We start from the raw sequence: 12,566 nt of genomic DNA, 5'->3' as shown, positions 1-12,566 counted from the left end.
TATTGTCTGCTAAGTCGCTTTCAACGCGGTAAGGCGACTGTCACGTTCGGTTCATCTTCCGTCATATTACTGTCATAGAAACGACCTAATCTTCGCGGTGTCGCAGCAGTCCACACGACCACACCACAAGGGGTTATTCCATGAAATTGATGCAAACCGCGTTCGCTGGCATCGCTGGCGCGCTCTTCGCGATCGCCGCGCAAGCCGCCGACATCACCGGCGCGGGCAGCACCTTTGCCGCACCGATCTACACGAAATGGGCCGATGCCTATCAAAAGACGGGTGGTGGCAAGGTCAATTATCAAGGCATCGGTTCGTCGGGCGGTATCAAGCAGATCGAAGCGAAGACGGTCGATTTCGCGGGCTCGGATGCGCCGCTGAAGGACGAAGATCTCGCCAAGAACGGCCTGTTCCAGTTCCCGACGGTGGTGGGCGGCGTCGTGCCGGCGATCAACCTGCCGGGCGTGAAGCCGGGTCAAGTCGTGTTGTCGGGCGCCGTGCTGGCCGACATCTACCTCGGCAAGATCAAGAAGTGGAATGACGCGGAAATCGCCAAGCTGAACCCGGGCGTCAAGCTGCCCGACACGGATATCGCTGTCGTGCGCCGCGCTGACGGTTCGGGCACGAGCTTCATCTGGACGAACTACCTGTCGAAGGTGAGCCCGGAATGGAAGTCGAAGGTCGGCGAAGGCACGACCGTGAACTGGCCGGTCGGCACGGGCGGCAAGGGTAACGACGGCGTCGCGGCATTCGTGCAGCGTCTGCCGGGCGCCATCGGCTACGTCGAGTGGGCCTACGCGAAGCAGAACCACATGACGTACACGTCGATGCAGAACGGTACGGGCGCAGTCGTCCAGCCGAAGACCGAGACGTTCAAGGCTGCTGCTGCGGGCGCGGACTGGAAGAAGTCGTTCTACCAGATCCTCACGAACGAGCCGGGCAAGGACGCATGGCCGGTCGTCGGCGCGACGTTCGTGCTGCTGCACACGGCGCAAGACAAGCCTGAGCAAGGCAAGGAAACGCTGAAGTTCTTCGACTGGGCGTTCAAGAACGGCACGCAAGCTGCGGATGATCTCGACTACATCTCGCTGCCGCCGTCGGTCGTCTCGGAAATCCGTACGCAGTGGAAGGAGAAGGTGAAGGACGCTTCGGGCAAGGCAGTCGCTGCTGAGTAAGTAATCGGCCCTGAAAGACGCCCGGCAAGGCCTGCAGGCTTTGCCGGGCATCGCCATCGCTGCACGCGGTGTGCGTGCGGCAACAGGAAACAGGTTCACATGTCCGACATCAATCTCATGTCGCCTCCCGGCAGCCACGCGCAGCGTGCGCCCAGCCGCCTCGGCGACATCGTCTTCGGCAATCTCGCGCGTCTGGCGGCCATCGTGACGCTGCTGTTGCTCGGCGGCATCATCGTTTCGCTGATCGTCGCCTCGCTGCCGACGATCCATCAATTCGGCCTGAGCTTTCTCTGGTCGGCCGAATGGGATCCTCCCAGCAACAAGTTCGGCGCGCTCGTGCCCATCTACGGCACCATCGTCACGTCGTTTATCGCACTCCTCATCGCGGTGCCTGTGAGCTTCGGCATCGCGCTCTTTCTGACCGAGTTGTCGCCGGCGTGGCTGCGCCGTCCGCTCGGCATCGCCATCGAGCTGCTCGCCGCCATTCCGTCGATCGTCTACGGCATGTGGGGCCTGCTCGTGTTCGCCCCGATTTTCGCAACGTACTTCGAAAAGCCCGTCGGCCAGGTGCTCGGATCGATTCCGATCGTCGGCGCGCTCTTCCAAGGCGCACCGATCGGCATCGGCATCCTGTGCGCGGGCGTCATTCTCGCGATCATGATCATTCCGTACATCGCTTCGGTCATGCGCGACGTGTTCGAAGTCACGCCCGTGCTGCTGAAAGAGTCGGCCTACGGCATCGGCTGCACGACCTGGGAAGTCATGTGGAAGATCGTGCTGCCGTTCACGAAAAGCGGTGTGATCGGCGGCGTCATGCTGGGGCTCGGCCGCGCGCTCGGCGAAACGATGGCCGTCACGTTCGTGATCGGCAATACGAATCTGCTCAGCGACGTGTCGCTGTTCTCTCCCGGCAACAGCATTACCTCGGCGCTCGCGAACGAATTCGCGGAAGCGAGCCCGGGCCTGCATACGGCCGCGCTGATGGAGCTCGGCCTCATTCTGTTCGTGATCACGTTCATCGTGCTGGCGATTTCCAAGATCATGTTGCTGCGCCTTGAGAAACGAGAGGGGGCGAAATGAATCGGCCTGCCATGCACGTGCCGGGCTCGGCGAGCCCCGAAGTTTTGCAGGCGACGCGCGACCGCTTGCAGCGCCGTCGCCGCGCCATCAATGCGTTCGCGCTCACCATGTCGCTCGGGGCCATGGCGTTCGGCCTGCTGTGGCTCGTGTGGATTCTGTACACGACGCTGCGCCTCGGCGTCGGCGGATTGTCGGTCGAACTGTTCACGCAGTCGACGCCGCCCCCGAACACCGACGGCGGTGGTCTCGCGAACGCGATCGTCGGCAGCCTCATGCTGGTGGGCATCGCGACGGCCATCGGCACGCCGATCGGCGTACTGGCCGGCGTGTATCTCGCCGAGTACGGCCAGAAGGGCTGGCTCGCGAGCACGACGCGCTTCATCAACGACATCCTGTTGTCGGCACCGTCGATCGTCGTCGGCCTGTTCGTGTACGAACTCGTCGTCGCGAAAATGGGGCGGTTTTCGGGCTGGTCCGGCGCGATCGCGCTCGCCTTGCTGCAGATTCCGATCGTGATCCGCACGACCGAGAACATGCTGCGGCTCGTGCCCAACGCGCTGCGCGAAGCGGCATTCGCGCTGGGCGTGCCGAAGTGGAAGATGATCCTGTCGATCACGCTGAAGGCATCGATGGCCGGCGTGGTGACGGGCGTGCTGCTCGCGATCGCGCGCATCGCGGGCGAGACGGCGCCGCTGCTGTTCACGGCGTTGTCGAACCAGTTCTTCTCGCTCGACATGGGGCAGCCGATCGCGAACCTGCCCGTCACGATCTTCAAGTTCGCAATGAGTCCGTTCTCGCAGTGGCAGTCGCTGGCGTGGGCGGGTGTGTTCCTGATTACCCTCGGCGTGCTCGGATTGAACATCCTCGCGCGTGCGATGTTCGGCAAGAAGTAGCCGCGGAGTGTCCATGAATATGGCTGAAAGTCACCTTACCCATGTCGAGCGCCCCGCGGCGCCGGCCGGCTTCGATCCCGCTCAGAACGAGCGCTCGCTCGCGCCGATGCGGGCTAAAATTGAAGTGAAGAATCTGAACTTCTTCTACGGCAAGTACCACGCGCTCAAGAACATCAACCTGGATATTCCCGAAGGCAAGGTGACGGCGTTCATCGGCCCCTCGGGCTGTGGGAAATCCACGCTGCTGCGCACGTTCAACAAGATGTTTGCCCTTTATCCGGAGCAACGGGCCGAAGGCGAGATCAACATGGACGGCGAGAACCTGCTCACGACCAAGCGCGACATTTCGCTGTTGCGCGCACGCGTGGGCATGGTGTTCCAGAAGCCCACGCCGTTCCCGATGTCGATCTACGACAACATCGCGTTCGGCGTGCGCATGTTCGAGTCGCTGTCGCGCTCGGAGATGGACGACCGCGTCGAATGGGCGCTCTCGAAGGCCGCGCTGTGGAACGAAGTGAAGGACAAGCTGGGCCAGAGCGGCTACGGGCTGTCCGGCGGCCAGCAACAGCGTCTGTGCATCGCGCGCGGCATCGCGATTCGCCCCGAGGTGCTGCTGCTCGACGAGCCGTGCTCGGCGCTCGATCCGATCTCGACAGGCCGCGTCGAAGAACTGATCGCCGAGCTGAAGAACGACTACACGGTCGTCATCGTCACGCACAACATGCAGCAGGCGGCCCGTTGCTCCGACTACACGGGTTATATGTACCTCGGCGAGCTGGTCGAATTCGGCGACACCGAGAAGATCTTCATCAAGCCGGTGCGGAAGGAAACCGAAGACTACATCACCGGCCGTTTCGGCTGATGAATCGGGAGGGAGCAAAAAATGTCCGATAAGCATATGTCGAGCCAGTTCGACGCCGACCTCAATCTGGTCTCGTCGAAGGTGCTGGAAATGGGTGGTCTCGTCGAAGCCCAGATCACGCGTGCGATGCACGCGCTCAACGATTTCGACATCGAGATCGCCGATCAAGTGATCGCGGCGGAAGAAACGCTGAACACGATGGAGATCACGATCGACGAGGAGTGCAGCAACATCATCGCGCGCCGGCAGCCCGCCGCGCGCGACCTGCGTCTGTTGCTGGCGATCTCCAAGACGATCACGAACCTCGAGCGTGCCGGCGACGAGGCCGATAAGATCGCCAAGCGTGTGAAACGTTTGGCCGAGGACGGCAGCTCGCGCACGGTCAACATCGCCGAGATCAAGCTCTCCGGGGAGATGGCCGCCACGATCCTGCGCCGTGCGCTCGATGCGTTCGCCCGGCTCGACACGGTGGCCGCCGCGCAGATCGTGCGCGACGACAAGGCCATCGACGAAGAATTCCGCGCCTTCGTGCGCAAGCTGGTGACGTACATGATGGAGGACCCGCGCACGATTTCGGCGGGGCTCGAATACCTGTTCATCGCCAAGGCGATCGAACGGATCGGCGATCACGCGAAGAACATCGCCGAATTCATCATCTACATCGTGAAGGGCACCGACGTGCGGCACAAGTCGCGCGATGCGCTCGAACGCGAAGCGCTTAGTTAACCGTCTCTAGAGGTTGCCGATGCCGAGCAGCATTCTGATCATCGAAGATGAGCCAGCGATTTCCGAACTGATTTCGGTCAACTTGCAGCACGCGGGTCATTGTCCGATCCGCGCCTACAACGCCGAGCAGGCCCAGCAGCTCATCAGCGACGTTCTGCCCGACCTCGTCCTGCTCGACTGGATGTTGCCGGGCAAATCGGGGATCGCGTTCGCGCGGGATCTGCGCAGCAACGAGCGCACCAAGCATATTCCGATCATCATGCTGACCGCGCGCGGCGATGAGCAGGACAAGGTGCTCGGGCTCGAGATCGGCGCCGATGATTACGTGACCAAGCCGTTCTCGCCGAAGGAGCTGATGGCCCGCATCAAGGCCGTGCTGCGCCGGCGCGCCCCGCAGTTGACCGAGGACGTCGTCGCGATCAATGGGCTCAAGCTCGATCCGGCCACGCATCGCGTAGCGGCCAATACGGCTGGCGCCGAGATCAAGCTCGACCTCGGGCCCACCGAGTTCCGGCTGCTGCATTTCTTCATGACGCATCCCGAGCGCGTGCACAGCCGCACGCAATTGCTCGATCAGGTGTGGGGCGATCATGTGTTCGTCGAGGAACGCACCGTCGACGTGCACATCAAGCGTCTGCGTGCCGCACTCAAGCCCGCAGGGTGCGATGCTATGATCGAAACCGTGCGTGGCAGCGGCTATCGCCTCGCGAAGAGCGCCTGACTCGCACAAGCATGGGCGCTCGTGCCACGCATGACGTGTGCTCGAGCGCAGACTGTTTTTCTTCGGCCGTAGGATTCGGGCTCACATGAACATCATCTGGGCACGTTCGATCGTGTCGCTCGCGCTGCTCGCCGTCCTGAGCACAGCGATTGCGGCCATCGTGGGCGTCAAGACGGCGCTGGTCGTCGCGCTCATCGCGCTCATCGCGCAGACCTTCTTCAGCACCTATCACACGCAGCGGCTGTGGCGCCTGCTCGATGCACCCGTGTATGGGGAAGTGCCGAGCGCGCCCGGCGTGTGGGGCGAAATCTACTATCGGCTGCACAAGCTCGCGAAACGCTGGCATGCGCAGGTGCGCCAGGTCGAACAGCAGCACTCGCGCTTCATTCAAGCGATCCAGGCCTCGCCGAACGGCGTGGCGATGCTCGACGATCACGATCAGATCGAGTGGTGCAATGCGATCGCCGAGCAGCATTTCGGCCTCGATGCGAAGCGCGATCTGCGTCAGCACATCACGCACCTCGTACGTCATCCCGATTTCGTGCGCTATCTGAATTCTCACCAATACGATGAAATGCTCGTGATGCGCGGCATGGGCGGGAAGCGCCAGAACGTGCTGTCGGTGCAGGTGTTTCCCTATGGCGAGAATCGCAAGCTCGTGTTGTCGGCCGATATCACGGAGCTCGAGCGCACCGATTCGATGCGGCGCGATTTCGTCGCGAACGTGTCGCACGAGCTGAAGACGCCGCTTACCGTGCTGTCGGGGTTTCTCGAGACGATGCGTGAGCTGCCGCTCGCCGAGGACGAACGTGCGCGCTATCTGGAGCTCATGGAGCAACAGGCGTCGCGCATGCGCAATATCGTCGATGCGCTGCTCGTGCTCGCGAAGCTCGAAGGCGATGTACGCCCGCCTGGCGATCAGGCCGTCGATATGCGCTCGGTCATCAATCATCTGCGCGAGGACGCGGCCACGCTGTCGGGCGGCCGCCATCAGATCACGTTCGACGTCGACGACACGCTGACGGTGACGGGCGGAGAAACCGAGATCCTCAGCGCGCTCGGCAATCTGGTGACCAACGCGGTGCGCTATACGCCGGAGGGCGGCACGATCCACGTTCAATGGCAGGCGTCGGGCGGGAAAGCGCTGTTCTCGGTGCAGGATACGGGTTTCGGTATTCCGCCGGCCGACATTCCGCGTCTGACCGAGCGCTTTTACCGCGTCGACCGCAGCCGCTCGCGCGATACGGGCGGAACGGGACTGGGCCTGGCGATCGTCAAGCACGTCTTGCAGCGCCACGACGCGGTGCTCGAGGTGCGCAGCGAAGAAGGGCACGGCAGCACGTTCAGCGTGCGCTTTCCCGCGCAGCGCACGGCGCGCCGTCAGGCCGTGCACGCGTAAGCTCGTCGTCCACCCGCAATAAAAAAACGCCCATGTGGGCGTTTTTTTATTGCACCGGTGATCCGTCGTGTTACGAGCAGAACTTCGCGAGCAGGCTCGCCTGCGCGTTGCGCGAGGTCTTGCCGGGGCGGATGCGACGATAGTGGCCGTCGCTTTGCATGACCCACGCCGACTGGTTGTCGCCGAGAAATGCCGACAGCCCTTCGGCGATCACGCGCCGCTTGAGTCGCCGGTCCTTGATCGGAAACGCGACTTCGACGCGGCGGAAGAAATTGCGGTCCATCCAGTCGGCGCTCGACAGGTAGACGTGCTCCTTGCCGCCCGCAAAGAAATAGAAGATGCGGTGATGCTCGAGGAAGCGCCCGACGATCGAGCGCACCGAGATGTTCTCCGACAACCCCGGGACGCCTGGCTGCAGCGAGCACACGCCGCGCACGATCAGATCGATCTTCACGCCCGCTTGTGAGGCCTCGTATAGCTCGGCGATGACGGTCGGTTCGAGCAGCGCGTTCATTTTCGCGACGATGCGCGCTTTCTTGCCCGCGCGTGCATGCTCGGCTTCGGCGCGAATCGCATCGATCAGCTTCGGATGCAGCGTGAACGGCGACTGCCACAGCTCGTGCAGCTTGAGCTCGCCGCCGATGCCGGTCAGCTGTTGGAAGACATGATGCACGTCCTCGCAGATGATCTGATCGGCCGTCAGGACGCCGAAGTCGCTGTAGAGGCGCGCGGTGCGCGGGTGATAGTTGCCGGTGCCCAGGTGCGCATACCGCTTGAGCCTCGACTTGCCGTTCTCGGTCACTCGCCGCACGATCAGCATCATCTTCGCGTGGCACTTGTGGCCGACGACGCCGTACACGACGTGCGCGCCCACGGCTTCGAGCTGGGCAGCCCAGTTGATGTTGGTCTCTTCGTCGAAGCGCGCGAGCAGCTCGACGACGACCGTCACTTCCTTGCCATTGCGTGCCGCCTGCATCAGCGCGTCCATCAGCGGCGATTCGGTGCCCGTGCGATAGATGGTCTGCTTGATCGCGACGACGTTCGGGTCCTGCGCGGCTTGCAGCAGCAACTCGAGCACGGGCTGAAAGCTTTCGTACGGATGGTGCAGCAGGACGTCGCCCTGATCGATCGTATCGAACAGGTTCGACGTATTCGCGAGCAGGGCGGGCGCGGCCGGCACATGCGGCACGAACTTGAGATCGGGGCGGTCGACCAGCTCGGGCAGTTGCATGAGCCGCACGAGATTGACAGAGCCGTCGACGCGGTAGCAGTCCTTCTCCGTCAGCCCGCTTTCTTCGAGCAGACGCCGCAACAGATGCGCGGGCGTATCGGCCGACACTTCGAGCCGCACGGCGTTGCCGAGGTGGCGCGCCGGCAGCTCGCCTTGCAACGCGACGCGCAAATTCGTGATTTCATCCTCGTCGACGAACAGCTCGCTGTTGCGCGTGATGCGGAATTGATTGCAGCTGCGCACGATGAGGTTCGGGAACAGCTCGCTGACGAAGCGCTGCATCAGCGAGCTCAGCAGCACGAACCCGTGCGCGAAGCCCGACAGCTCCTGCGGCATGCGCACGAGCCGGGGCAGGGCGCGCGGCGCCTGCACGATGCCCATGACCGCCTGCCGGCCGAAGGCATCCTTGCCTTCGAGCTCGACGACGAAATTCAGGCTCTTGTTCAGTACGCGCGGGAACGGATGGGCAGGGTCGAGGCCGATCGGCGTGAGCACGGGCAGCAGTTCGTCGGCGAAATAGCGACGCGCCCACTCGGTCTGCGCTTCGGTCCAGGCTTCGGTGCCGTGAAAATAGATGCCTTCTTCTTCGAGTGCCGGCAACACTGTCTCGTGCAGCATCGCGTATTGCCGATGCACGAGCTTGTGCGCGCGCTCGACCACGAGATCGTAGACATGCTGCAACGACATACCGTCAGGCGTCAGAGTGCCCGGGTTGTCGCGCATCTGCTCCTGCAGGCCGGCCATGCGAACCTCGAAGAACTCGTCGAGATTGCTGCTCGTGATGCAGATAAAGCGCAAACGTTCGAGCAGCGGTACCGACGGGTCTGCGGCTTGCGCCAGCACACGCTCGTTGAAGCCCAGAATGCCCAACTCGCGGTTCAACAAAGGGTAGCGCAGCGACATCGGCAAAGACAGATGAGAAGGGTCGGATGAAGGTACGAACGGACGCTCGGAAATTCTCACAGTTCTATGTCATTCCGATGAATGGTTATTGTCATGAATTCTACGTGCAATCAGCTTAATTTTGAGACTTCGCTGAGGGCGGTGGCGGGTGCGCGCGACGAAACCGCATAAGTCCGCATGGCGAATGATGACCGGCAGGAAATACTATGTGCTTACAATGGCGTCTTTGACCAGCGGGGCAAGGTGACGGGCACGAGGGCCCGGGATACCTGCCGCGCTCGCACAGGAGTCCTGTTCCCTAATGCCCACCACTGCGCATCTTCTCGCCGCCGTCGACCTTGGCTCCAACAGCTTTCGACTGATCGTCGGACGCGTCGAGGAAACGCCGGCCGGCAGCCAGATCTATCAGGTCGACGCGCTACGCGAGCCTGTGCGGCTGGCGGCTGGGCTCTCGGCCGACAAGTTGCTCGACCGTGCCTCGCAAGTGCGTGCCTGGAATGCGCTGAAGCGATTCGGCGAGCGTCTGCGCGACTTTCATCCTGATCACGTGCGGGCGGTGGCGACCAACACGCTGCGCGTGGCGAAGAACGCGGGCGAGTTTCTGGGCGAGGCGGAGCGCGCGCTCGGCTTTCCGATCGAGGTGATCGCGGGCCGCGAAGAGGCGCGTCTCATCTACGCAGGGGCTGCCCATTCGGTGCCGGCGAGTCCCGGCAAGCGCCTCGTCGTCGACATCGGCGGCGGCTCGACCGAATTCATCATCGGCTCGCATTACACGCCGCTGGTCATGGAGAGCCTCTACATCGGCTGCGTGAGCCACAGCCGTGCGTTCTTTCCGGCCGGCAACGTCGACGAATACACGATGCGCCAGGCCGAACTCGCGGCCAAGCGCGAAATCCAGATCATCTCGCGCGAGTACAAGCAGGCGGGGTGGGATCAGGCAGTCGGCTCGTCGGGCACGGCCCGCGCGCTCGCGGAGCTCGTCGAGGCCAACGGCTTCAACGATCCCGGCATCACGCACGGCATCTCGCGCGGTGGCCTGGAGCGGCTCAAGCGTGCGCTGATCAAGGCCGAGAACGTGAACCGGCTCAAGCTCGTCGCGCTCAAGCCCGATCGCGTGCCCGTGCTCGCAGGCGGGTTGTCGATCATGCTGGCCGTGTTCGAGGAGCTCGGCATCGATTACGTCGACACGACCGACGGCGCGCTGCGTCTCGGCGTGCTGTACGACCTGCTTGGGCGCACCCAGCATGAGGACATGCGTGCCGTCACGGTGCAAGGCTTCATGCGTCGCTACGGCGTCGACCGCGCGCAGGCCGAGCGTATCGCCGAGCTCTCGGTCGGCTTTTACAACCAGCTTGGCGAGACCGATCGCGAGCGCGCCGAGGAAAGCCGCATGTTCCTCGGCTGGGCGGCGGCGCTGCATGAGATCGGCCTGTCGATCTCGCATAGCGCCTACCACAAGCATTCGGCCTATATCGCCAGCAATGCCGACATGCCGGGCTTCTCGCGTACCGATCAGGCGCGTCTGGCCGCGCTCGTGCTGGGCCATGTGGGCAAACTCGGCAAGTTGTCGCAGGCGCGCGAAGTCGAGTGGCCGCTGCTGTTCTGCCTGCGGCTGGCGGCCTTGCTATGCCGGCGACGCACCGATGTGGGGCTGCCCGGCATTCGCATTGCACGCTCGAACGGCGGGTACGAAGTCCGGCTGCCGAACGAGTGGGTCGCCAACAATCCGCTGACCGACTACAGCTTGATTCAGGAAGCGGCCGAATGGGAGAAGGTCGGCACGCGTTATCGCGTGATCTATACCGACGCTTGATGAAACGAAGCCCGCCGCGCATGCGCGCTGGCGGGCTTTGTTTGTCGTTCGCGGCTGATCGACTCAGCGCGGCGTGTTTTCGCCGAGGAAGTGACGAGCGTAGCGCGCGTTGATATCGGTCAGGCGGAACAGCGTGAGGAAGTCGGCGCAGTTGAAGTCGGGATCCCAGGCGGGCGCGCCGCAAATCTTCGCGCCGAGGCGCAGATAGCCCTTCACGAGTGGCGGCGGCGCCACGCGCGCGCCCGTGCGCAGTTCCTCGACCGGCAGCGGCGTGTGCGGGAAAGCGTGGTATTCAGGGCTCGTCAACGAGTTCTCGCGCAGCGATTCGTACAGGTTGGCTGCGAAATGGCCGCCGTCGGCCATCGGCACGCTGGCGCAGCCGAGCATCGTCTCGTAGCCGTTCTGCATCATGTAGGTGCCGAGCCCGCCCCACAGCGACATGATGACCGAGCCGCTGCGGTAGTCGGGATGCACGCACGAGCGGCCCACTTCGACCATCTTCGAGCGCAGGTGCGCGAGGCGCGACAGGTCGAATTCGCTTTCGGCGTACAAGCGGCCGATACGCGCGGCCTGATGCGGCGGCAGCACGCGGTAGGTGCCGACGACCTTCAGCGTGTCGAGGTCGCGGACGAGCAAGTGGTCGCAGTAAGCATCGAAGGCATCGACGTCGAGGCCCGCGGGGCCGGCGAGTTGAGCGCCCATCTCATCGGCGAACACGCGATAGCGCAGCCGCTGCGCTTCGCGAAGCGCCTCTTCGGTCCGAGCCCAAGACACGTGCAGGCGATGCTGCGGCGTGACGGTTTCCTCGGCGCGTGGCAGACGGCGGCGCGAGTCGAGCGGGATCGAAGCGAGGGGCAGGGTGGGCGTCGGCAGGTCTCGCATAAAGGTTCCTGATGGCGATGAAAGGTTGGCTGCTTTCGTGCAATGTAGTAACCGGCGATGACGCTTGCGTGGCAAATGCGTGTCGATGCGATGACATGTCGCACGCAAGACACACAGCCTTCATGTTTAGTGTCTGATCGCGAGATAGGCAAGGAAGGCGGTCAAAGAACTGAAGATTGATGCGCAATCAAACGAGATCGGGGGCGAGCACCGCCCGCACGACGACCTGTCCGTTGCCGTTGCGCTCGCGTCCGCTGAGCCACCACAAGCCGCCTTTCTTGATTGTCCACTCGGTGCGCTGGCCCGCCACGAGGTCGGCGGCCACCAGCCCGAGCGTGGGCTGATGGCCGACGACGACGACGGTGGCTGCCACGCCTTCAGGCCATCGGGCGGCGGTGAGCACGGCCGACGGATCGGCGCCGGGACCGATCTCGGGCACGATGCGGTATTGGTCCGTCAGCGCCTGAGCGGTTTCGATCGTGCGTGCGGCGGGGCTCACGAGGACGACCGTGTCGGCTTCGAGATGGCCCTTGAGCCATTTGGCGACGGTCTGCGCCTGTTTGCGGCCACGCGGCGTGAGCTGCCGGGCGAGGTCGCTCTCGGCGATGTCTTCGGCTTCTGCGTGGCGCCAGAGAATCAAATTCATGCGATGTGTCCTCCTGGTGGTCGACGGCGGTTCGATTTGATTTGACCAGACACCGCCGTCAAGGCTAGAATCCTCGATTCGTCGGAGCGTAGCGCAGCCTGGTAGCGCATCTGATTTGGGATCAGAGGGTCGTAGGTTCGAATCCTATCGCTCCGACCACGCATGCAAGAGGGGTTACGGGTGTTTTGCTCGTAACCCCTTTTCGTTTTTGTGCGCCGTGCGCCACGCCACCGCT

The 12,566-nt window shown here is 63.3% G+C and carries 11 protein-coding genes and 1 tRNA gene; 9 read left to right on the top strand and 3 right to left on the bottom strand.

From position 1 onward, the window contains the following. The first annotated feature begins 140 nt into the window (after positions 1-140). The 7 genes from pstS (at position 141) to phoR (ending at position 6,856) form a co-directional block, all read left to right on the top strand. Positions 141-1,175 carry a phosphate ABC transporter substrate-binding protein PstS gene (gene pstS, locus D7S89_RS06085; protein ID WP_121276641.1) on the top strand — a complete coding sequence of 345 codons (1,035 nt, stop codon included), beginning with the start codon at positions 141-143 and terminating at the stop codon, positions 1,173-1,175. Between the two features lie 99 nt (positions 1,176-1,274). Continuing rightward, complete coding sequence (gene pstC, locus D7S89_RS06080) at positions 1,275-2,255, top strand: phosphate ABC transporter permease PstC (RefSeq protein WP_121276639.1); 981 nt, start codon at positions 1,275-1,277, stop codon at positions 2,253-2,255. After that, a complete protein-coding gene (gene pstA, locus D7S89_RS06075) occupies positions 2,252-3,148 on the top strand; it encodes a phosphate ABC transporter permease PstA (protein ID WP_121276637.1) in 897 nt (298 codons plus the stop codon). Before pstC ends, pstA begins: the two co-directional genes overlap by 4 nt. Positions 3,149-3,161: 13 nt before the next feature. Beyond that, the gene (gene pstB, locus D7S89_RS06070) at positions 3,162-4,010 is read left to right on the top strand and encodes a phosphate ABC transporter ATP-binding protein PstB (RefSeq protein ID WP_121276635.1); all 849 of its coding nucleotides are present in this window, start codon (positions 3,162-3,164) and stop codon (positions 4,008-4,010) included. A gap of 21 nt (positions 4,011-4,031) precedes the next feature. Next, positions 4,032-4,736 (top strand): phosphate signaling complex protein PhoU, encoded by a 705-nt coding sequence (gene phoU / locus D7S89_RS06065; RefSeq protein WP_121276633.1) that lies wholly within the window; start codon positions 4,032-4,034, stop codon positions 4,734-4,736. A 19-nt stretch (positions 4,737-4,755) separates the two neighbouring features. Continuing rightward, positions 4,756-5,457, top strand: coding sequence for a phosphate regulon transcriptional regulator PhoB (phoB, locus tag D7S89_RS06060; RefSeq protein WP_121276631.1), 702 nt, complete (start codon positions 4,756-4,758; stop codon positions 5,455-5,457). 85 nt (positions 5,458-5,542) lie between these two features. After that, on the top strand, positions 5,543-6,856 hold the full coding sequence (gene phoR, locus D7S89_RS06055; RefSeq protein WP_121276629.1) for a phosphate regulon sensor histidine kinase PhoR: 1,314 nt from the start codon (positions 5,543-5,545) through the stop codon (positions 6,854-6,856). A 70-nt stretch (positions 6,857-6,926) separates the two neighbouring features. Here phoR and ppk1 read toward each other — a convergent pair whose 3' ends face one another. Continuing rightward, the gene (gene ppk1, locus D7S89_RS06050) at positions 6,927-8,990 is read right to left on the bottom strand and encodes a polyphosphate kinase 1 (RefSeq protein WP_121276628.1); all 2,064 of its coding nucleotides are present in this window, start codon (positions 8,988-8,990) and stop codon (positions 6,927-6,929) included. A gap of 301 nt (positions 8,991-9,291) precedes the next feature. On the opposite strand from ppk1, the gene ppx reads away from it, so the two are divergent. After that, entirely contained in the window at positions 9,292-10,803 is a 1,512-nt protein-coding gene (gene ppx / locus D7S89_RS06045) for an exopolyphosphatase (RefSeq protein ID WP_245982723.1), read from the top strand. A 63-nt stretch (positions 10,804-10,866) separates the two neighbouring features. On the opposite strand, the gene D7S89_RS06040 is transcribed toward ppx, so the two are convergent. Both D7S89_RS06040 and sixA read right to left on the bottom strand, forming a co-directional pair. Next, complete coding sequence (locus D7S89_RS06040; protein WP_121276626.1) at positions 10,867-11,685, bottom strand: GNAT family N-acetyltransferase; 819 nt, start codon at positions 11,683-11,685, stop codon at positions 10,867-10,869. Between the two features lie 187 nt (positions 11,686-11,872). Next, positions 11,873-12,331: a phosphohistidine phosphatase SixA gene (gene sixA / locus D7S89_RS06035; protein WP_121276624.1), complete on the bottom strand. Its 459-nt coding sequence runs from the start codon at positions 12,329-12,331 to the stop codon at positions 11,873-11,875. Between the two features lie 82 nt (positions 12,332-12,413). On the opposite strand from sixA, the gene D7S89_RS06030 reads away from it, so the two are divergent. Beyond that, a tRNA-Pro gene (locus tag D7S89_RS06030) sits at positions 12,414-12,490 on the top strand. Positions 12,491-12,566: the final 76 nt, after the last annotated feature.

Source organism: Trinickia fusca (assembly GCF_003628145.1).
GTDB classification, from domain to species: domain Bacteria; phylum Pseudomonadota; class Gammaproteobacteria; order Burkholderiales; family Burkholderiaceae; genus Trinickia; species Trinickia fusca.
The sequence above is the reverse complement of the archived record's forward strand: the minus strand, read 5'-3'. Positions and strand labels throughout refer to the sequence as shown.

Excerpts from the sequence above, each read along its gene's own strand:
- pstC (WP_121276639.1), top strand. The coding sequence starts at position 1,275 with ATGTCCGACATCAATCTCATGTCGCCTCCCGGCAGCCACGCGCAGCGT.
- ppx (WP_245982723.1), top strand. The coding sequence starts at position 9,292 with ATGCCCACCACTGCGCATCTTCTCGCCGCCGTCGACCTTGGCTCCAAC.
- sixA (WP_121276624.1), bottom strand. The coding sequence starts at position 12,331 with ATGAATTTGATTCTCTGGCGCCACGCAGAAGCCGAAGACATCGCCGAG.
- D7S89_RS06040 (WP_121276626.1), bottom strand. The coding sequence starts at position 11,685 with ATGCGAGACCTGCCGACGCCCACCCTGCCCCTCGCTTCGATCCCGCTC.
- pstS (WP_121276641.1), top strand. The coding sequence starts at position 141 with ATGAAATTGATGCAAACCGCGTTCGCTGGCATCGCTGGCGCGCTCTTC.
- phoR (WP_121276629.1), top strand. The coding sequence starts at position 5,543 with ATGAACATCATCTGGGCACGTTCGATCGTGTCGCTCGCGCTGCTCGCC.
- phoB (WP_121276631.1), top strand. The coding sequence starts at position 4,756 with ATGCCGAGCAGCATTCTGATCATCGAAGATGAGCCAGCGATTTCCGAA.
- pstB (WP_121276635.1), top strand. The coding sequence starts at position 3,162 with ATGAATATGGCTGAAAGTCACCTTACCCATGTCGAGCGCCCCGCGGCG.
- phoU (WP_121276633.1), top strand. The coding sequence starts at position 4,032 with ATGTCCGATAAGCATATGTCGAGCCAGTTCGACGCCGACCTCAATCTG.
- pstA (WP_121276637.1), top strand. The coding sequence starts at position 2,252 with ATGAATCGGCCTGCCATGCACGTGCCGGGCTCGGCGAGCCCCGAAGTT.
- ppk1 (WP_121276628.1), bottom strand. The coding sequence starts at position 8,990 with ATGTCGCTGCGCTACCCTTTGTTGAACCGCGAGTTGGGCATTCTGGGC.